This is a genomic window from Variovorax sp. PBL-H6 (genome assembly GCF_901827155.1).
In the GTDB taxonomy this organism is placed as follows: Bacteria; Pseudomonadota; Gammaproteobacteria; order Burkholderiales; family Burkholderiaceae_C; genus Variovorax.
Map to the genome: position 1 here is coordinate 1,568,902 of NZ_LR594659.1, position 19,964 is coordinate 1,588,865.

At 69.6% G+C, this 19,964-nt stretch carries 18 protein-coding genes; 10 read left to right on the forward strand and 8 right to left on the reverse strand.

What is annotated here, in order from left to right:
- The first annotated feature begins 1 nt into the window (after position 1).
- Complete coding sequence (gene urtE, locus G3W89_RS07465; RefSeq protein ID WP_162573486.1) at positions 2-694, forward strand: urea ABC transporter ATP-binding subunit UrtE; 693 nt, start codon at positions 2-4, stop codon at positions 692-694.
- A 170-nt stretch (positions 695-864) separates the two neighbouring features.
- Positions 865-1,809 carry a rhodanese-like domain-containing protein gene (locus G3W89_RS07470; RefSeq protein ID WP_162573487.1) on the forward strand — a complete coding sequence of 315 codons (945 nt, stop codon included), beginning with the start codon at positions 865-867 and terminating at the stop codon, positions 1,807-1,809.
- Positions 1,810-1,833: 24 nt separating this feature from the next.
- On the opposite strand, the gene G3W89_RS07475 is transcribed toward G3W89_RS07470, so the two are convergent.
- Genes G3W89_RS07475 through G3W89_RS07485 form a run of 3 tightly spaced genes read right to left on the reverse strand, consistent with a single transcriptional unit; the run spans position 1,834 to position 6,746 of the window.
- Complete coding sequence (locus G3W89_RS07475) at positions 1,834-2,568, reverse strand: amino acid ABC transporter ATP-binding protein (protein WP_162573488.1); 735 nt, start codon at positions 2,566-2,568, stop codon at positions 1,834-1,836.
- A gap of 6 nt (positions 2,569-2,574) precedes the next feature.
- A complete protein-coding gene (locus tag G3W89_RS07480) occupies positions 2,575-3,822 on the reverse strand; it encodes a M20/M25/M40 family metallo-hydrolase (RefSeq protein ID WP_162573489.1) in 1,248 nt (415 codons plus the stop codon).
- 5 nt (positions 3,823-3,827) lie between these two features.
- On the reverse strand, positions 3,828-6,746 hold the full coding sequence (locus tag G3W89_RS07485; RefSeq protein ID WP_269474948.1) for an FAD-dependent oxidoreductase: 2,919 nt from the start codon (positions 6,744-6,746) through the stop codon (positions 3,828-3,830).
- Between the two features lie 130 nt (positions 6,747-6,876).
- On the opposite strand from G3W89_RS07485, the gene G3W89_RS07490 reads away from it, so the two are divergent.
- The 5 genes from G3W89_RS07490 to G3W89_RS07510 all read left to right on the forward strand — a co-directional run bounded on the left by G3W89_RS07490 (position 6,877) and on the right by G3W89_RS07510 (position 11,636).
- Positions 6,877-7,773 (forward strand): dihydrodipicolinate synthase family protein, encoded by an 897-nt coding sequence (locus G3W89_RS07490; RefSeq protein WP_162573491.1) that lies wholly within the window; start codon positions 6,877-6,879, stop codon positions 7,771-7,773.
- Between the two features lie 50 nt (positions 7,774-7,823).
- The gene (locus G3W89_RS07495; RefSeq protein ID WP_162573492.1) at positions 7,824-8,654 is read left to right on the forward strand and encodes an ABC transporter substrate-binding protein; all 831 of its coding nucleotides are present in this window, start codon (positions 7,824-7,826) and stop codon (positions 8,652-8,654) included.
- 38 nt (positions 8,655-8,692) lie between these two features.
- On the forward strand, positions 8,693-9,415 hold the full coding sequence (locus tag G3W89_RS07500; RefSeq protein ID WP_162573493.1) for an amino acid ABC transporter permease: 723 nt from the start codon (positions 8,693-8,695) through the stop codon (positions 9,413-9,415).
- Positions 9,416-9,422: 7 nt separating this feature from the next.
- On the forward strand, positions 9,423-10,877 hold the full coding sequence (gene hydA / locus G3W89_RS07505) for a dihydropyrimidinase (protein WP_162573494.1): 1,455 nt from the start codon (positions 9,423-9,425) through the stop codon (positions 10,875-10,877).
- Positions 10,878-10,949: 72 nt separating this feature from the next.
- Positions 10,950-11,636, forward strand: a complete 687-nt coding sequence (locus tag G3W89_RS07510; protein ID WP_162573495.1) for a GntR family transcriptional regulator — start codon at positions 10,950-10,952, stop codon at positions 11,634-11,636.
- Here the strand turns inward: G3W89_RS07510 and G3W89_RS07515 are convergent.
- The 5 genes from G3W89_RS07515 to G3W89_RS07535 all read right to left on the reverse strand — a co-directional run bounded on the left by G3W89_RS07515 (position 11,626) and on the right by G3W89_RS07535 (position 17,047).
- Positions 11,626-13,068, reverse strand: a complete 1,443-nt coding sequence (locus G3W89_RS07515; RefSeq protein ID WP_162573496.1) for an MFS transporter — start codon at positions 13,066-13,068, stop codon at positions 11,626-11,628. The two genes, G3W89_RS07510 and G3W89_RS07515, sit on opposite strands and share 11 nt — an antisense overlap.
- A 304-nt stretch (positions 13,069-13,372) precedes the next feature.
- Positions 13,373-14,218, reverse strand: a complete 846-nt coding sequence (locus G3W89_RS07520) for an urease accessory protein UreD (protein ID WP_162573497.1) — start codon at positions 14,216-14,218, stop codon at positions 13,373-13,375.
- 166 nt (positions 14,219-14,384) lie between these two features.
- Positions 14,385-14,906, reverse strand: coding sequence for a nucleoside deaminase (locus tag G3W89_RS07525; RefSeq protein WP_162573498.1), 522 nt, complete (start codon positions 14,904-14,906; stop codon positions 14,385-14,387).
- A gap of 129 nt (positions 14,907-15,035) precedes the next feature.
- Positions 15,036-16,232 carry an acyl-CoA dehydrogenase family protein gene (locus tag G3W89_RS07530; protein ID WP_162573499.1) on the reverse strand — a complete coding sequence of 399 codons (1,197 nt, stop codon included), beginning with the start codon at positions 16,230-16,232 and terminating at the stop codon, positions 15,036-15,038.
- 35 nt (positions 16,233-16,267) lie between these two features.
- Positions 16,268-17,047 carry a VOC family protein gene (locus G3W89_RS07535; protein WP_162573500.1) on the reverse strand — a complete coding sequence of 260 codons (780 nt, stop codon included), beginning with the start codon at positions 17,045-17,047 and terminating at the stop codon, positions 16,268-16,270.
- Between the two features lie 104 nt (positions 17,048-17,151).
- Between G3W89_RS07535 and G3W89_RS07540 the strand changes: the two genes are divergently transcribed.
- The 3 genes from G3W89_RS07540 to G3W89_RS07550 are packed head-to-tail and all read left to right on the forward strand — an operon-like array spanning position 17,152 to position 19,945.
- On the forward strand, positions 17,152-18,336 hold the full coding sequence (locus G3W89_RS07540; protein WP_162573501.1) for a CaiB/BaiF CoA transferase family protein: 1,185 nt from the start codon (positions 17,152-17,154) through the stop codon (positions 18,334-18,336).
- Positions 18,337-18,371: 35 nt separating this feature from the next.
- Entirely contained in the window at positions 18,372-19,163 is a 792-nt protein-coding gene (locus G3W89_RS07545) for an enoyl-CoA hydratase-related protein (protein ID WP_162573502.1), read from the forward strand.
- Between the two features lie 11 nt (positions 19,164-19,174).
- Entirely contained in the window at positions 19,175-19,945 is a 771-nt protein-coding gene (locus tag G3W89_RS07550) for an SDR family NAD(P)-dependent oxidoreductase (protein WP_162573503.1), read from the forward strand.
- The last annotated feature ends 19 nt before the right edge of the window (positions 19,946-19,964 follow it).

Here is a 19,964-nt window from a genome sequence, read left to right on the forward strand (position 1 = left end):
GATGCTCAAGGTCAGGAACATCCATCAGTACTACGGCGGCTCCCACATCCTGCGTGACGTGAGCCTGGAGGCGCATGCGGGCAGGGTCACGGTGCTGCTCGGGCGCAACGGCGTGGGCAAGACCACCCTGCTCAAATGCTTGACGGGGCTGGTCCCCATCAAGAGCGGCAGCATCGAGTTCGACGGCGCGCCGATCCACCGGAAGACGCCCTACGAGCGCGCCCGAGCCGGCATGGGCTTCGTGCCGCAGGGGCGCGAGATCTTCGCGCGCCTCACGGTCGAAGAGAACCTGCGCATGGGCCTGGCCTATCGCCCGGCAGGCACGCCGATCCCGCCGGAGCTGTTCGATCTTTTTCCCGTGCTCAAGCAGATGCTCAACCGCCGCGGCGGCGATCTGTCGGGCGGCCAGCAGCAGCAGCTCGCCATCGCGCGGGCACTGGCGCCTGGCCCCAAGCTGCTGATCCTCGACGAGCCGACCGAAGGCATCCAGCCCAGCATCATCAAGGACATCGGCCGCGTGATCCGCATGCTCGCTGACCGCGGCGACATGGCCATCGTGCTGTGCGAGCAGTACTACGACTTCGCGCAGGAACTGGCCGACGACTACCTGGTCATGGAACGCGGCGAGGTGATTGCGCGCGGCGCAGGCAAGGACATGGAGGCGCAGGGAGTGCGCCAGCTGGTCGCAATCTGAACGCTGCCGGGGCGGCTCGCCCGTGCCCGAGCGCTCCGGGGGATTCGCGAGCCGCCACAGCCCGTGCCGAGCATTGGCGCTACGCTAGCGGTCGTCGCCTCTTGCGCCTGCCGCCGCTTCGCCATGTCCCTTGCCTGCCAGTGCCGCCTTCGTCCAGCCGGGGTTCGCGCATGGAAACGCTGATCGCCCTGATGGTCGACCATGCCGTGGCGGTCGTCTTCGTCATCACCTTCGCCGCGCGCGTCGGCCTGCCGTTGCCCGCCGCGCCCGTGCTGGTCGTGGCCGGCGGCATCGCCGCCATGGCCGAGCCGGTGCTGCTGCTCGCCCTGGTCGCCGCGGCGCTGCTGGCCAACGTGCTCGGCGACGCCGTGTGGTTCTATGCCGGCCGCACCTACGGCTATCGCTTCATGCGGCTGCTGTGCAAGATCTCCATCTCGCCCGACTCCTGCGTGCGCAGCAGCGAATCCCTGATCACCCGCTGGGGCGGGCTGTCGCTGGTCGCCGCCAAGTTCGTGCCCGGCGTCTCCGTGGTAGCACCGCCAATGGCCGGCGCACTCGGCATGTCCTCGTGGCGCTTCCTGGGCTTCGAAACCATGGCCGCCCTGCTGTGGGTCGGCGTCTTCCTCGGCCTGGGCTGGGTCTTCCGGGAGCAGATCGAGGCCGTGCTCGACACGCTGGCCAATGCCGGCGGCGTCGCGACCGTTGCGCTGGTCGTTGTGCTCGCAGCGATGCTGGCGCTGCGCTGGTGGCGCCGCCGCAGCGTCCTGCGTATCGCGAGCATGCCGCGCGCCGGCATCGACGAGCTGCTCGGGCTGATGGCGGGCGAGGCCCCGCCGATCGTGGTCGACGTGCGCGGAGAGGCCGGAGTGCAGGTCGATCCACGCCGCATTCCCGGGGCCGTGCCGATTCCCCTCAAGGCCCTGCAGCAGCGGCGCGCGGCGCTGCCCTTCGACGACAAGGGGCGCGAGATCATCCTCTACTGCAATTGCCCGAACGAGCTCTCGGCTGCGCTCGCCGCGCAGGCGCTGATGGCGCGCGGCTTCTTGCGCGCGCGGCCGCTGGCCGGCGGGCTGGAGGCCTGGGTGGACGCCGGCCACCCGACTGCCGAGGCCTGACCCGACCGGAGCGCGCCCGGCCGCTCAGTGCTGAAGGATCTTCGAGAGGAACTGCCGCGCGCGCTCCGAGCGCGCCGCGGGGTTGCCGAAGAACTCCTCCTTGCCGCAATCCTCGACGATGCGGCCCTGGTCCATGAAGATCACGCGGTGGGCGACCTTGCGCGCAAAGCCCATCTCGTGCGTGACGCACATCATGGTCATGCCCTCGCGCGCGAGCTGCACCATCACATCGAGCACCTCGTTCACCATCTCCGGGTCCAGCGCCGAGGTGGGCTCGTCGAACAGCATGGCGACGGGGTTCATCGCGAGCGCGCGGGCGATCGCCACGCGTTGCTGCTGGCCGCCCGAGAGCTGGCTGGGGTACTTGTGCGCATGGGCCCGCATGCCCACCCGCTGGAGCAGTGCCATGGAGGTGGTGTGCGCCTCCTCGACGGAGCGCTTGAGGACCTTGCGCTGTGCAATCGAGAGGTTCTCCTCGATCGACAGGTGCGGAAACAGCTCGAAGTGCTGGAACACCATGCCCACGCGCGAGCGCAGCCTGTTCATGTCCACCTTCGGGTCGCCCACGGAGACGCCGTCGACCGCGATGCTGCCCTGCTGGAAGGGCTCCAGCGCATTGACGCACTTGATGAGCGTGGACTTGCCCGAACCCGAAGGGCCGCAGACCACGACGACCTCGCCCTTGCGCACGCTGGTGCTGCAGTCGGCCAACACCTGGAAGGACCCATACCACTTGCTCAGTTGACGTATCTCGATCATGGAAGCTCAGCGTGTCAGGAGTTGCAGGAGGGTGTTGGCGACGACCACCGTCGCCTTGCGCAATTCGTCCAGCGGCACGCGCTCGTCTGCGCGGTGCCCGTTGGCTTCGAGCAGCGACTCCGGGCCGGCGCCGTACATCACGGTGGGAATGCCGGCTTCGCTGTAGAGACGCGCGTCGGTGTAGAGCGGCACGCCGATCGGCGTCACCGCCTTGCCCATCACCGCGCTCGCCTCGCGGCACATCAGCTCGGCCAGTTCCTTCGCGCCGGGCGCGGGGGCGAAGGGGCGCGCCAGCAGGATGCGGCGGATCTCGACCTCGATGCCGGGCAGCGCGCGGCAGGCCTGCTCGATCACGCCGCGCAACTCGGCCTCCACCGCCTCCGGCGATTCCTCGGGCACGATGCGACGGTCGATGCGCAGGCTGAGCCGGTCGGCCACCACGTTGGTGTTGATGCCTCCTTCGATCAGCCCGATCACCAGCGTCGGGTGACTGATGCCGGGCGTCTGCGAAGGCCTGCCGGCGAGCGCGTCGCGATGCCGATAGAGCGCCGGCAGCAGCGTGGCGGCGGCCTCGATGGCGTCATGGCCGGTGTCCGGCCGGGCTGCGTGGGCGGACTTGCCGCGCAGCGTCACCTCGAGGTGCAGGCAGCCGTTGTGGGCGACCACCACGTGGTGCGAGAAGGCGGCCGAGAGCACGTAGTCGGGCCGGCTCAGCCCTTGGGAAAGAATCCAGCCCGGGCCGGTCATGCCGCCCGTCTCCTCGTCGTAGGTGAGATGCAGCTCGACGGTGCCGCCCAGCGCCGCTCCTTCGGCCGCGAGCTGCTTGAGCGCGCGCAGTGCGCAGGCATAGGTGGTGAAGTCCGACTTGGACACGGCGGCGCCGCGACCGTACAGCCAGCCATCGCGCACTTCGCCGCCATAGGGGTCGACACTCCAGCCTTCGCCGGGCGGCACCACGTCGCCGTGCGCGTTGAGCGCCACCACGGGGCCGTCGCCGAAGCGTTCGCGCACGATCAGGTTGGTCGCGCTGCGCATGCCGTGCTCGGCCGCGAACCGGGCCGGCACCGGGTGGCGTTCGACTTCGAAGCCCATCGCCTCGAGCAGGCCTGCCGTGAGTTCGGCATGCGGCGCGCAGTCGCCCGGCGGATTGTCGGAAGGACACCGCACCAGCCGGGCCAGCGTGCCCACCTGCTCGTCGAAATGCGTGTCGATGAAGTGGCGCAGGCTCTCGCGCGCGGAGTCGTGGTCGGTCATGGTGGTCAGAGAAAGCGGTCGATGCGGAACGGGGTGATGTCGATGTCGGTGCGGCCGTGCGCGATCAGGTCGGCGACCAGCTTTGCCGTGATCGGCGCCAGCGTGTAGCCGTTGGAAGTGACGGCGTTGTAGAAGCCCGGCACACCCGGCACCTCGCCGATGATCGGCGCGCCGTCGATGTTCACGTTCATGCCGGCCCAGCAGCGCACCATGTGCAGCCCGCTCACGGCCGGCAGCACCCGGCGGGCCACCCAGAGGTTGCCCTCGATGCTGGCGCGCTCGGCGCGGTTGAGCCGCATGTCCGGGTGAAAGGCAGCAGTCCAGCCGCCGCCGATCAGCAGGCCGCCGCTGGCCGCCTGCTTGAGGCTCAGGTGACGGTCGGCATGCGCGATCAGGTGATCGACCAGCGGCGGCGCGGGCTCGGTCACGATCATCTGCAGCGGTGCGCCCTGGACCGGGATCTTCACGCCCAGCATTTCCCCGAGCGCACTGGACCAGGCGCCGCTCGCATTGACGATGCGGCCGGCCCGGATCGTGCCGCGCGAGGTGCGCACCTCGAAGCCCGCGCCCGCGCCGGGCAGCCGCTCGATGGCCTGCACGTCGCAGCCGCGCAGCAGGCGCGCGCCCTGTTGCTGCGCACGCCGCGCCACCGCGTAGGTGGCACGCAGCGGATTGATCTTGCCCTCCATCGGGCAGTGCTCCGCACCCAGCAGCTCGCCGGACAGGGCGGGCGACAGCCGGCGCAGAGCGGCGCCGTCGATCACCTCGGCGTCGATGCCATGGCGCCGCTCCAGCGCGGCCTTGGCCTCGAGGAAGCGCATGCCGGCCTCGCTGTCGGCCACCATCAGGCCGCCGGTGATCTTGATCTCGAGGTCCTCGCCGCAATCGGCCTCGATCTGCTGCCACAGCTTCACCGACATCGGCCCGAGCGGCAGCGTGGCCGCGGCCGGACCGCCGCCGGCCTGCGCCCGGGCCCCGAAGTCGAACGAGAGCAGCTGCACATGCAGGCTGCCCGCATTGGCGCCCGAGGCCTGGAGGTTGACGTCGTCGCGGTCGACCACCGTCACCTCCTGCCCCGCCCGCGAGAGGTAGTAGCCAAGGCAGGAGCCCAGCACGCCGGCACCGATGACCAGCACCTCGGTGCGCAGCGGCGCGAAGGCTTCGACCGCCATCGGCCGCGCAAGGTTGGGCGTGATCGCCGGCTTGTGGCCGCCCCATTCGGGCTTCTCGAAACCCAATGCACCGACCGGGACGGGCTTGGCGGGCGGCCTGGGCGCGAAGTACTGCTCCACATCGGGCGGCTTGCCCGTCGTCTCGCCGAGCAGGCGGGCGGCAGTCACGGCGCAGTAGCGGCCCTGGCAACGCCCCATGCCGAGCCGCGTGTTGCGCTTGAGGGCGGCCAGCGTGTCGCGGCCGGCCCGGATCTGCTCGCGGACGTCCCCGAACCGGATCTCCTCGCAGCGGCACAGCAGCGTGTCGTCGGTCACGTCCGCCAGCCGCACCGGCGGCGCGGCGTAGAGCGACCACAGCGCGCGCTGGAAGCGCTCCGCCTGCCGCAGATCGGCGAGCGCCGCCGCGGGCTCGGGCGCGTCCAGGCCCAGGTTGCGGGCCGCCGCGGCGCCGGCCAGCGTGCCGCGTGCCAGGGCCACGCGCGAGCCGCCCAGGTCCGCGCCGTCGCCGGCGACAAGAACGCCGGGCAGGTGGGTGGTGCCGTCTTCGCGGGTGACGGTCGCGGGGTAGCCGAGGTGCCGGTCCGCCACCCGGTGTTCGCAGCCCAGCATGCGCGCGAGCTCGGTGGAAGGTATGAAGCCGTAGCCCAGGCACAGCGTGTCGGCCTCGAAGCGCTGCACCGTGCCCGGCACTGCGCGGCCTTGCGCATCGAGGCGTGCGGCCTGCACGGCCTCGAGGCGGTCCGTGCCTTCGGCAGCAGTCACCGCCGTACCCCAGATCACCGGCACACCGTGCGTGCGCAGCTGCCGCAGGTAGCGCCAGCCGTCGCGCAGCAAGTCGGGCGCGGCTCGCGTCGCGGTCCACATGGATTGCCATTGGCCCAGCCCGGGTCGCGGCGCCGATTCCAGTACGGCGAGCACCTTCGCGCCGCCGGCCAGCAGCTCGGCGGCCAGTTGCAGGTTCAGCGGCCCGTTGCCCGCGATGAGCACCCGCTGTCCCGGGGCCACGCGGTAGGCGCGCGCCAGCGTCTGGCCGGCACCGGTGGTCATCACGCCCGGCAGCGTCCAGCCGGGGAAGGGCACGGGTCGCTCGTAGGCCCCCGGGGCAAGCACGAGTTGCCGGCACGCGATGACATGCGCCTGCCCACGAATGAGCGCGCCGACCTCGTTCGGCGAGAAGGCGGCCCAGACCTGCGCGTCCTGCTCGATCACGACCCCCGCCGCCAGCACCTCACGCTCCAGCGCGAGGCCGGCCGCGAACTGGCGGTCGGCGGGTGCGGCGGCGTGGTGGGAGGGCGCCAGCGGCTTGTAGAACTGGCCGCCTGCCTGGAGCCGTTCGTCCAATACCAGCACACCCGCCCCGGCGCGGCGCGCGGCCAGCGCCGCCGACAGGCCAGCCGGCCCGGCGCCGATCACCAGCAGGTCGACTTCGCGGCGCGCCGGCTCGGCTGCCGGCTCGGGCGCCAGCGGCCGCAGCGGATCCTCGGGCGTGCCGGCAGGCATCGCCGAGCGGACCTGCTGGCCTTCGGCCACCTTGGTGAGACAGGCGCGCTGGCTGGCGCGCCCGTCCACCGTCACCAGGCAATCGAAGCAGGCCCCCATCCCGCAGTACAGGCCGCGGCGTTCTCCGCCGCGGGTATGGCGCATCTCGCGGATGCCGCCTGCCGCCAGCGCCGCGGCGAGGGTCTCCCCCTCCAGGCCTTCCATCGGCTGCCCGTCGTACCAGAAGCGCACCGGCTTGCCGGCAGGGCTCATCGAAGGGTGGCTCAATCGAACAGGCATGGGCGAAGAAGAGGAGGAAAAGAACGTTGACGGCGATGAACGTATACGTATACTACACGTATACCTTGCAATCAGCCACCTCGAACCTCCCCCAGGACCGCCGATGACAGCATTTCGAGGCACCTACACGGTGCTCATCACCCCCATGACCGCCGATGGCCGGCAGGTCGACGTGCCGGCACTGAAGAAGCTGGTCGAGTGGCAGATCCAGGAGGGCATCCACGGGCTGATCCCGCTGGGCAGCACCGGCGAATTCCTGTCCTTGACGCCGCAGGAGCGCCAGCTCGTCATCGAAACCTGCGTGACCACCGCAGCAAAACGCGTGCCGGTTCTGATCGGCACCGGCGCCGAGTGGACGGACGAATGCGTGCGCCTGAGCCGGGAGGCCGAGGGCATGGGCGCCGACGGCGTGATGATCATCCCGCCCTTCTACAGCACGCCCACGGACGACGAGCTGTTCGAGCACTATCGCAAGGTGGGCGAGGCGATCGGCATTCCGATCATGGTCTACAACAACCCGGCCACGGCCAACGTGGACCTCAAGCCAGAGCTGGTGGCGCGCCTTTCGCGCATCGACAACTGCAGGTACATCAAGGAGTCGACGCTCGAAGTGACCCGCGTGCGCGACATCATCGAACTGTGCGGCGACCGCATGACGGTGTTCGCCGGCATCCTCGGCTACGAGTCCTTCTGGCTCGGTGCCCAGGGCTGGGTGGCGGTGTGCTCCAACCTGATCCCGAAGATGTCGGCCCGCCTCTTCGAACTGGTCGCCGACGAGCGCGACATGCCTGCGGCCCTGGCGCTCTACAAGAAGATGCTGCCGATCGTGCGCTGGGTCGGCGGCCATCGCTATGTCGCGGCCTCCAAGGACGGGCTCACGATGATGGGCCTGCCCGTCGGCAAGCCCCGCGCTCCGCGCCTGCCGCTCCCGGCCAACGAGGCGGCCGACCTGCGCCGCGAGCTCGACCGCCTGCAGCTCCTCGATTCGATCCGCGCCTGAGCCGCGCGCGCCCGTTTCTTCGCCTCCTTCACTTCCCCAAGGACATCACCATGAAACTGCTTCCCGCTCTCGTGTCGGCCTCGGCCCTGTTCCTTCTCGGCGCGGGCGCTGCGAACGCGCAGGCGTGCAAGTCGCCGGTGCCCGATTCGGCGCTCGTCAAGAAGGGCACCCTCGTGATGTCGGTGAATCCCACGCTGCCGCCCTTGCAGTTCGTCGACCAGACGGGCGCACTCAAGGGCATGCGCGTGGAACTGGGCGAGGCGATCGCCAAGCGGCTGTGCCTGACGCCGGAGTACGTGCGCATCGAGTTCTCGGCCATGATCCCGGGCCTGCAGGCGGGCCGCTGGGATGTCATCAACACCGGCATCTTCTATACCGAGGAGCGCGCCAAGCTGATGCAGATGCTGATCTACGAGGACCAGGCCATCAGCATCAGCACCGCCAAGGGCAACCCGCTGAAGATCGGCAAGCCGGAGGACCTCTCGGGCAAGAGCATCGGCGTGGAGATCGGCGGCTTCGAGGAGCGCAAGGCGCGCGAGCTCGACAAGCAGCTCACCGACAAGGGCATGAAGGGCATGACCATCCGCACCTTCGAGAACTTCGCCATGGCCTTCCAGGCCTTGCGCGCCGGCCAGGTCGAAGTGGCGTTGTCGATCGATTCCACGGGCGCCGAGTACCAGAAGCGCGGCGATTTCGACCGCGTGCTGCACGGCCTGTTCCCGACCCCCGTCGCGCTCGCTGCCCGCAACAAGGATGTGGCCGGCGCCATCGCCAAGGTGCTCAACGACATGAAGGCGGACGGCAGCTTCCAGAAGCTGTTCGACCAGTACGGCGTGAAGGCCTTCGAAGGCGCCGTGACCGTCAAGGGCCCTGCGGGCTGAGTGCCGCGCGGCCACCGAAGCCCCTCGAAGGAACTGCCATGGGACAAGGCTGGAGCTGGTCGGGATTCACCGACTACCTGTTGAACCCTTACCTGCTGAGCGGCGCCGTGACCACGCTGTGGCTCACGCTTGCCGCGATCGCCGGCGGACTGGTGGTGGGCTGCGCGCTGGCCCTGGCCCGGCTGTCGAGCCGCCGCTGGCTCAACGCGCCGGCGCACTTCTACATCTGGGTGTTCCGCGGCACGCCGCTGCTGGTGCAGCTGATCATCATCTACACCGGCCTGCCGCAGCTGGGGCTGAAGCTGTCGGTCATCGAGTCGGCCCTGCTCGGCCTGATCCTCAACGAGGCGGCGTACCTGGCCGAGATCGTGCGCGGCGGCATCCAGTCGGTGCCGGTGGGCCAGACCCATGCGGCGCGCGCCGTCGGCTTCAGCAACGCGCAGACCATGCGCTACATCGTCATGCCGCAGGCGATGCGGCTGATCGTGCCGACGCTGGGCAACAGCATCAACGGCCTGCTGAAGACCACCTCGATCACGTCGGTGATCTCGATGGAAGAGCTGCTGCGCCGCACGCAGGTGCTGATCCAGGAAAGATTCATGGTGCTCGAGCTGTTCCTCGTCGCAGCCCTCTACTACCTGCTGATGACCACCGCCTGGGACTTCGTGCAGCGCCGCATCGAACGCCACTACGGCCGCGCCTACGGACCGGCGAGCGCGCCGGCCGCGGCACCGCCGGAGGCCGCGCTCGAGCAGCGCTAGGACTGCCATGGCCCACTACGACCTGATTCTTCGCAACGCCGACATCGCCACCGTCGGCGACCGCTACCGTGCCGACATCGGCGTGCGCGAAGGCCGCATCGCCGCCATCGCGCAAGGCCTCGAAGGCCACGCCGCACGCGAGATCGATGCCGCGGGCCGGCTCGTCACGCCCGGCGGTGTCGACGGCCACTGCCACTTCGACCAGCCCACCAGCGACGGCTCGCGCTTTGCCGACGACTTCTTCACCGGCACCCGGTCGGCGGCCTGCGGCGGCACCACCACCGTGCTGCCCTTCGCCGCCCAGCAGAAAGGGCACAGCCTGCAGGCCGCGGTCGACGACTACCACCAGCGCGCAGAGGGCAAGGCGGTGATCGACTACGCCTTCCACCTGATCGTGTCCGACGCCACCCGCGACGTGACGCGGCGGGAGCTGCCCGCGCTGATCGAGAAGGGCTACACCTCCTTCAAGATCTACATGACCTACGACGACCTGAAGCTGGACGACCGGCAGGTCCTCGAAGTGCTCGCCGCCGCGCGCCGGCATGGTGCGATGACCATGGTCCATGCCGAGAACAGCGACTGCATCGCCTGGCTCACCGAGCAGCTGCTCGACGCCGGCCTCACCGCGCCGCGCTACCACGCGAGCTCCCGGCCGATGGCGGTGGAGCGCGAGGCCACGCACCGAGCCATCGCGCTGGCCGAACTGGTCGATACCCCGATCCTGATCGTGCACGTCTCTGGCCGCGAGGCCGTCGAGCAGATCCACTGGGCCCGCGGGCGCGGCCTGCCGATCCATGCAGAGACCTGCCCGCAGTACCTCTTCCTGAGCGCCGAGGACCTGGGGCTGCACGAAGACGACCCGATGCACGGAGCGCGCTGCATCTGCAGCCCGCCGCCGCGCGACAAGGCCAACCAGCCCTTCATCTGGAACGGGCTGGCCAGCGGTCTCTTCACCATCGTCTCCTCCGACCATGCGCCCTTCAACATGAACGGCCCGGACGGCAAGCGGGTGGCCGGCGAGAACGCCTCGTTCGACCGCATCCCCAACGGCATTCCGGGCGTGGAAACGCGGCTGCCGCTGCTGATGAGCGAGGGCGTGCTGGCCGGGCGCATCGACATCCATCGCTTCGTGGAGCTCACTGCCACGAATCCGGCGCGGCTCTACGGCCTGTACCCGCGCAAGGGCACGATCGCGGTCGGCAGTGATGCGGACTTCGTGGTGTGGGACGTCTTCGCCGCGGGCAAGGAGAAGACCATCGCCAACGACATGCTCCACCATGCCGCCGACTACACCCCCTACGAGGGCATGAAGCTGCGCGCCTGGCCCGGTATCACCGTGTCGCGCGGTCGCGTGGTGTGGCAGGACGGCGAGTTCCGGGCCGAGCCGGGATCGGGCGAGTTCCTGCCGTGCCTGCGCCCGCGCGCGCCCAACGCCGGCAACCCGCTGCAGAAGTGGCTGTGAGGCCGAGCCGTGCGCCGCCGCGGGCCTGATAAGCTTTTCCCGCTCCACGTGGAGTTCGCCTTCTCCTCCCGCATGCCAAGCCTTCCCAGTCCGGCGCAGCCCGCCACCATCACCATCGCGCCGCTGGAGGTGCGTTCCACCAGCCTGGCCGAGCAGGCTTACGAGCGGTTGCGCCAGCTCATCCTCGACCGCCAGATCTCGGCCGGCAGCCCCTTGCAGGAAGCTCGCCTGGCCGAGGACCTGCGCATCTCCCGCACGCCGATGCGCGAGGCGCTGGTGCGGCTGGCCGGCGAAGGCCTGCTGGTGCGGCGCGACGCGCGCTCCTATGCCGTGCGCGCGCTCGGCACCAAGGAATACTTCGACTGCATGCGCGCGCGCGAGGTGATCGAGTGCGAGGCCATCGCGCTCGCCGTGGCCAAGATCACCGATGCCGAGATCGACGCGCTCGAGGCCGAGGCACAGGCCCTGCACAACGGCGAACACAGCGAGATCGAGCACTTCCATTTCGACGACCGCTTCCATTCGCTGATCGCCAACGCGAGCGGCAACGTGGTGTTCCCGCGGCTGGTCGAGGAGCTGCGCGTCAATGCGCGGCTGTTCCGACTGCACAGCCCGCTGCACCGCCAGCGCGAGAACCACGACGAGCACGGCACCATCATCGATGCCTTGCGCGCCCGCGACCCGGAGCGCGCCCGCGAGGCCATGCGCGCGCATCTGCGCAGCCTGCAGGAAGACGTCAAGCGCGCCATCATCGAGTGAGCGGGCCTTCGCTCGAATCGCTGCCCAGCGGCGGCGCCACTTCCTCCAGCGGCTTGCGCTCCGCGTCGACCGCGAAGCGCAGCGCCAGCAGCCCGGCGATCACCACCAGCGCCGCTCCGATCGCATAGCCGACGGCCACCGCGGTGCGGCTGCCGGTTTCGATCAGCGCGCCGAAGAGCACCGGCGCGACGAAGCCGCCCGCGCCCGTGCCCACGGCGTAGAAGATCGCGATGGCGATCGCCCGGATCTCGAGCGGGAACACCTCGCTCACCGTCAGGTAGGCCGAGCTCGCTGCTGCCGAGGCCAGGAAGAACACGGCCGACCAGGCCAACGCCTGGCTGCGCGCATCGAGCCAGCCCTGCATGAAAGCCCATCCGGTCAGTGCGAGGCCGATGCCCGAGCACACATAGGTCAGCGCGATCATGCGGCGGCGCCCGACACGGTCGAACAACGGCCCGAGGATCAGCGGCCCCAGCACGTTGCCGAGCGCGAAGGGAAAGATGTAGAGCGCGACGCGCCCTTCCGGCACCCCGTGGAAGCGCGTCAGCACCAGCGCATAGGTGAAGAAAATGGCGTTGTAGAAGAAGGCCTGCGAGATCATCAGCGCGAGCGCGACGCCGCTGCGCTGCGGGTAGCGGCGCAGCAGCACCTGCGCGACCTCGCGCCAACCCGGGCTCGCGCGCCGGCCGTAGTGCACGCGGCCCACGGGCGTGGGTAGCGTGCCGTACTGCGCGGCGACCTCCGCCTCGATGCCTGCGACGATGCGCTCCGCTTCTTCGGTGCGGCCATGCGCCATCAACCAGCGTGGACTTTCCGGCACGTCGCGCCGCACCAGCAGGATCGCCACGGCCAGCACCGCGCCCAGGCCGAAGCCTGCGCGCCAACCCCACACGGGCCCGAGCACCCGCGGGTCCAGCAGCACAAGGCTCAGCCCCGCGCCGAGCGCAGCGCCGATCCAGAAGCTGCCATTGATCGCCAGGTTCACGCGGCCGCGCACCCGCGCAGGAATCAGCTCGTCGATCGCCGAGTTGATGGCCGCGTATTCCCCGCCGATGCCCAGCCCGGTGAGAAAGCGGCACAGCGCGAAGAAGGCGAAGTCGGGGGAAAAGGCGGTGGCAAGCGTGGCCAGTGCATAGACGGCCAGCGTGATCAGGAACAGCTTCTTGCGCCCCAGCCGGTCGGTCAGGCGGCCGAAGAGCAGGGCGCCGATCACCGCGCCACCGATGTAGAGCGAGCCCGACCAGCCGATCTGCGCCGCCGTCAGCGCCAGCGTGTCGGGCCGTTCGAGCACGCCGCCGATCGAGCCGACCAGCGTGACCTCCAGCCCGTCGAGCACCCAGGCGACGCCCAGCGCCACGACCACGCGCCAGTGCCAGCGCGACCAGGGAAGGCGGTCGAGGCGAGCCGGGATGTCGCTGTGGACATCCGTCATCGGGTCGGCTTCGCGAGGCGCGGCATGCCCCGAGCCTAATGCCGCCGACGGGCCGCGCCTGTAGTCGCATGCCCCATGCGCGCGGCGCGGACCCTCCGGCGAATCAGAAGACGCCGAATACCTTCAGCAAAATGATCACGCCGATCGGTACGCCGCACAGCCAGAGGATGATGCTTTTCATGGAGTTCTCCTGTTCTTTGGAGTGGCCACCTTAGCGAGCGCTTTGCCGGGGCCGAGCCGGAGAACGACGGGCGGCCGGGTAGGGCAAGGGCCCACCGCACGGCAAGCAGAGGGCCGGCGCGGGCTACATCGCCCAGATGCGCGGCGGCGCACCGCGCATCTGCCACAGCTCGGCACGCCATGCCTGCCACGCCTGCCGCAGCAACTGCATCGCCGGCTCGACCAGGGGCGCCAGCACGCGCAGCACGACCACGCCCGGCTGCGGGCTGGTTGCGCCAGCGCTGTCGCGCAGCGCATGGGCCTCGATCAGCGCACGCGCGGCGTCGAGCGCGGCTTCGCGCCGGGGCCGGGCGATCGCGGCGCCCGCGACAAAGAACAGGGTGGCCAGGCATCGATGGCCGGCCAGCCCCAACGGACCATCGAGCAGCCGCGGGTCCGCGGCATCGATGCGCCCGCGCTCCAGCCAGGCGCCCGGCATCTCGATGTGCTGCAGCAGCGTGCCTTTCTCGAAGGGCTTGCCGGCGCCGGGCAAGCCCAGCGCCGTCACGTCCCAGCCGATCAGCTCTGCGCCTTCGGCGAGCTGAAGCGAGAGCCGGTTCTCCGCGCGGCAGCCGCTGAAGCAGATCGCTTCGAGCGGCAGCCATTCGAGCCGCGCTCCGGGCTCGAGCTGCAGCGCCGTGCGCTGCAGCGCCGTGCGCTGCAGCGCCGGCTCGCCTTCCGAGCGATAGAAGCGACTGGCGCCCGGCGTCGTGATCAACCCATGGCTGCCGCCTGCGGCGCTCACCCGGATGTCGAGCGTGTCGCCACCCACCAGCCCGCCCGGCGGATGCACCAGCACGTTGTGGCAGACCGCGTCGCCCTCGGGGTACAGGCTCTGCAGGATCCGCAGTGGGCCTTCGTGGCGGAAGCGCGCGACGCTGCGCGGGCCTTCCAGTCGGTAGTCGAGCTCGAGTCGCGCGTTCCAGGGCATGGGGCGAGTGTAGGGAGCAGGATGGCGGCACCCCGGCGCGTACGGAGTTCATCCCCGGAAGACGTGGACAAGCTTGTGGAAAACCCCGGGTACAAGTCGCCAGAGCGTTGTCCGGCAAGGGCTTGCGCTGGGTTGCCCAAGGAAACGGCAGCGCCTGGACGCCGTGCTAAGGCTGCCAAGCGCCCACGTGCGCCGCGATGGCTTCGTCGAGCAGCGCCGGCCCGATGCATTCGACCGGATGCGCCGACGCTGCGAACACGTCGCGGCAGGACAGCTCCGCGTCGCGCTGCTCCGGGCGCTCGCCGCGGAATACGCGCAAGCGCTCGGCGTCGATGCCGAAGACCACGCGGCCGATGTTGGACCAGAAGATGGCGCCCGCGCACATCACGCAGGGTTCGCCCGAGGAATAGATCGTGGCAGCCGCCAGCGCCTCGCGCGAGAGGCCGCGCCCGGCCAGCATGCGCACCGCATTGGTTTCGGCGTGGCCTGTGACATCGCCGGTCTCGGCTGTGTTGCACCAGGCCTCGGCCAGCACCTCGCCGTCGGCCGAGACGATCACCGCGCCGAATGGCCGATTGCCGCGCCGCCGCGCGGCATGCGACCACACGATGGCCTTGCGCAGGTAGCGCCCGTCTCGCTCGTCGAGCGGGGTCTCCGGGGGAACGGTGGGAAGAAGGAGCGAATCCATGGGTTCATGCTACCCAAGGCGTGCAACTGATGCCCAGACGTGGCGATTGCCAAGCGCAGCGAAGTGCAGCCGAGGGTGCAGAAGAAGCCGCCGTTGCGCCTGCGCCGGCACAGACGCGCGGTGCGCACCCTACAGGCCGAGCTCGTGCTTGGCGATGATGTTGCGCTGGATCTCGTTGCTGCCGCCATAGATCGACATGGCACGACGCCAGAAGTAGTTGGGTGCCGCGCCGCGCACGCTGGCCTCGATGCCATCGAGATTTCCTTCGCCGCGCATCAGCGCAGGGTCGAGCACCTGCCCCTGGGGGCCGGCGGCCTCGAAGATCAGCTCCGTGATGCGCTGGCCTATCTCGGTGCCCCGGATCTTCAGCGCCGACGCCAGGCCGGCCCCCGGCGAGCTGCCCGAGCCCATGCTCGACAGCGCTCGCAGCGTCGTCACTTCGAGCGCCTTGAGCTGTGCCTCGACCGCAGACACCTTTGCGCGGAACACCGGGTCTTCGAGGAGCGGGCGGCCTCGATGCCGTACGCCCGATGCGATGCGGTGCAGCCGTCGCATCGCGAAAGTCGAAAACCCGATGTTCGAGTTCTCGACGCGCTCGTGCTCCAGCAAGAACTTGGCATAGCTCCAGCCGCGGCCCTCTTCGCCGACCAGGTTGGACTTGGGCACCTTCACATCCGTCAGGAACACCGCATTGAACGAATGCGTGCCCTCCAGCATCGGAATCGGCTGTATCACGATGCCCGGCGACTTCATGTCGATCAGCAGGAACGAGATCCCGCGCTGCGCCTTCGCCTCGCGGCTGGTGCGCACCAGGCAGAACATCCAGTCGGCATAGTGGGCGTACGAGGTCCAGATCTTCTGGCCGTTGACCAGGTAGTGATCGCCCCGGTCTTCCGCGCGCGTGGCGAGCGAGGCCAGGTCCGAGCCCGACGCCGGCTCCGAATAGCCCTGGCACCACCAGACGGTCGAGGCCCGGATGCCCGGCAGGTGCTGCTGCTTCTGCGCGTCGCTGCCGAAATTGAAGATCACCGGCCCCACCATGCGCGGACCGAAGGGCTGGATGGTCGGGCAGTTCAGCTCCGCACTGATGGTCTCGAAGATGTAGCGCTGCGTCGCGCTCCAGCCCGGGCCGCCTTGCGCGACCGGCCAGGTGTACGCATGCCAGCCGCGGCGCCCGAGGATCTGCTGCCAGCGCATGAAGTCCTCGCGATGCAGGTGCAGGTCGTGCTCGACGCGGCGCGAAATGTCGCGCGGCAGGTTCTCGGTGATGAAGGTGCGTACGTCATCTGCGAATGCCTGCTCTTCCTTCGAAAAGGCCAGTTCCATCTCTCGTCTCCTGGTGGATGCGGCGGATTGCCGCGTCAGTCTTTCGAACCGAGTGCAAAGTGGACGCCGCCGACGCGCACGCCCGCCGCATCCGCCTCGACCCCGCGGGCCTGCGCAGTCTTGCGGATGGCCGAGGCGTCGCGCACTGCCAGCTCGATGCCCGCCAGCCCTTCGCCGCGATCGTCGCGCGGCGCCACGAAGCGCAGCCTTGCGTTGTCGACCTGCAGTCGCCAGCTGTCGCCCTCGCGCTCGACCTGCCGTTGCAGAATGCGGCCCCAGCGCGCCGCCAGCGCGGCCGGGTCATCGGCCTGCAGCACGGCGCCCGTGATGCCCTGCACGCGCGCATCCGACACGGCCTCCTGCCAATGCGGGCCCGCCGGCCAGTAGGGACCGTTCAGGTCGGCGCCGTTGCGCGTGGTGTTGATCTCGAGCAGCGCGCCGCCCGTATCGCGCGGGTGCAGCTGCATGCCTTCGTAGTCGCCGAGCGCAAGCGGCGCGGCGATGCGCACGCCCACCTCATCCACATGCGTGCGCCAGCGCGGCAGCGATTCGCTGTCGAGGATCACCATGTAGCCCCCATCGCCCTTTCGCCGCTCCAGGTAGCGGCCCGCGGTGGTGCCTTCGCGCAGCGGTGCGACGACCTCGACGAAGCTGGTGCCGAAGGGCATGAGCGCGTTGTGCAAGCCGAACTGCCCCACTTCGGGATCGCGATGGCAGACCCGCACGCCGAATACCTCGCAGAGGTCCTCCTCTACCGGTTCCAGCTTGGCCGCCACCAGGCAGAGCTGGCGAAGTCTCAAATAGGTCGTTGTCAAGACGTCTGTCTCCTTGTGCTCGCCAACAATGGCAATTTTGAATATGATATAACAAATACACAAATCAACAGGTCACAAGCCACAAGAGACAAAGGCCACCCGACATGACATCGCTTGCTGGACTGCGTGTGCTCGACCTCTCGCGCTTCATTGCCGGCCCCTACTGCGCCATGATGCTGGGCGACATGGGCGCCGAGGTGGTGAAGATCGAGCCGCCGGGCGAGGGCGAGTACGCGCGGCGCGCCACGCCGGCTGTCGACGGGCAGAGCCTCTACACCTTCATCGTCAACCGCAACAAGAAAAGCCTGGCCATCGACCTGCGCAGCGCGGCCGGACTGCAGGTCCTGCGTGAGCTGATCGCGCATGCCGACGTGCTTGTCGAGAACTTCCGCCCGGGCACGATGGAGAAGATGGGGCTCGGCTGGGACGCGGTGCATGCGCTCAACCCGCGCCTCGTCATGGCGCGCATCTCCGGCTTCGGGCAGGACGGCCCGCTCGCCACCAAGCAATGCTTCGACGGCGTGGCGCAGGCCATGAGCGGCCTGATGGACATGACCGGCCAGGAGGACGGCCCGCCCACGATGATCGGCTCGTTCATGTGCGACTACACGACCGGCATGTACACCGCCCTCGGCATCCTCTCGGCGCTCCATGCCCGCCACGCCACCGGCGAAGGGCAGCTCGTCGACGTCTCGCTGCTGGAGAGCGCCACCTCGATGCTCATGACGGCGATCCCGCAGCAGAAGCTCTTCGGCACCACCATGACGCGCGTCGGCAGCCGCGACCGCTTCGTGGCGCCGTCGAACACCTTCCGCACGGGCGACGGCCGCCATGTGTTGATGGTGGGCGGCGACGACAACATGTTCCCGCGCGTCGTGCGCGCCATGCGGCAGCCGGCACTGCTGGACGACCCGCGCTTCGCCACGATGGCATCGCGGCTCGAACACCGCGACGCCGTCGAGGGTGCCGTGGCCGCGTGGATGCTGTCGCACGAGGCCGACGGGATCGTCGCGCTCCTCGAAGCCGAAGGCGTGCCCTGCGCCAAGGTCGCGACCATCGACGAGGTCGTGGAGAACCCGCAACTGCGCCACCGCGGCGCCATCGCTGACATTCCATTCGGCGGCGTGAACGTGCCCGTGCAGGGCGTGACCATCCACCTGTCGGCCACCCCGCTCGCCATCGAGCGCGCCATGCCGGCCGTGGGCGAGCACAACGCCGAGGTGCTGCAGCAGTGGCTCGGCATGGGCGCCGAGCAGGTCGCTGCGCTCGAGGCCGCAGGCGCCCTTTGACGAATCACCCACAACCATCCGCAGGAGACCGGCACTTGACCACCGAACTGATCGAGCATCTCGAACACGGCGTACTGACGCTCACCCTCAACAGGCCCGAACGGCTCAACGCACTGACGGTGCCCATGACCGAGGCCTTGCTCGACGCGCTGCGCCGCGCCGCCGTCGATGCGCGCGCGCGCGCCGTGGTGCTGACCGGCGCGGGGCGCGCCTTCTGTGCGGGCGGCGACGTCAAGGCCATGGCCGAGGACGACGCGGCGTCGCAGACGCTCGAGTCGCGCACGCTCCAGCTGCGCGAGCACATGGAATGTTCGCGCCTGCTCCACGAGATGCCCAAGCCGACCATCGCCGTCGCGCGCGGCGCCGTGGCGGGCGCGGGCCTGTCGCTGGCGCTGGCCTGCGACCTGCTGCTGGCGAGCGACACGCTCAAGCTCACCTCGGCGTTCGCCAAGGTCGGCCTTTCGGGCGATTTCGGCAGCACCTACTTCCTGACTCACCTCCTCGGCCCGCGGGCGCGGGCCTTTGCACTGCTGTCCCCCGTGCTGAAGGCCGACGAGGCGCTGGCCCAGGGCCTGGTCACCCGCGTGGTGCCCGATGCCGAGCTCGACGTCGAGGGCCGCGCGCTCGCGCAGCAGCTGGCCGACGGCCCGTCGATCACGCTGGGCCACATCAAGGCCAACCTCAATGCCGCCGAGCAGGGCGCCACGCTGGCGCAGGCGCTCGACCACGAGGCCATCCGGCACATCCGCTGCGGCATGACCGAAGACCACCAGGAAGCGGCCCGCGCCTTCGTCGAGAAGCGCGCGCCGAAGTTCGTCAATCGCTGAAGGAGCCCTTCATGGACCGCTTTTCTCTCAAGGGCAAGACTGCCATCGTCACCGGCTCGTCGCGCGGCATCGGCCGCGCCATCGCCATCGCCTACGCCCGCGCGGGGGCGCGTGTCGTCGTCACCAGCCGCAAGCTCGACGCCTGCAATGCGGTGGTCGAGCAGCTGCGCGGCGAAGGGCTGGAAGCGATGGCCATCGCCTGCAACATCTCCGGCAAGGAGCAGGTCGCGGCGCTGGTCGACCAGGCCGAAAAGGCGTACGGCCCGGTCGACGTGCTGGTCTGCAATGCGGCCGTCAATCCGTACTACGGACCGATGTCGGGCATCACCGACGAGGCCTTCTCCAAGGTGATGGACGTGAACATCCGCTCCAACCTCTGGCTCGTCAACCGGGTGGCGCCGGGCATGGCGGAGCGGGGCGGCGGCTCGATCGTCATCATCAGCTCCATCGCGGGCTTGACCGGATCGCGGGTGCTCGGCGCCTACGCGATCTCCAAGGCGGCCGACATGCAGCTCGCGCGCAACCTCGCGCTCGAATGGGGCAAGCAGGGCGTGCGGACCAACTGCATCGCACCCGGCCTCATCAAGACCGATTTCGCCAAGGCGTTGTGGGACAACCCGCAGACGCTGGCCGCCGCGCTGGCGTCCAGTCCGCTCAACGCCATCGGTGATCCGGAGGACATCGCCGGTGCGGCGTTGCTGCTGGGCTCCGATGCCGGACGCTTCATCACCGGCACCACCATCGTGATCGATGGCGGTGCCACCATCGGCGGCGAGGCCTGAGGCCGCGCGGGAGCATCCA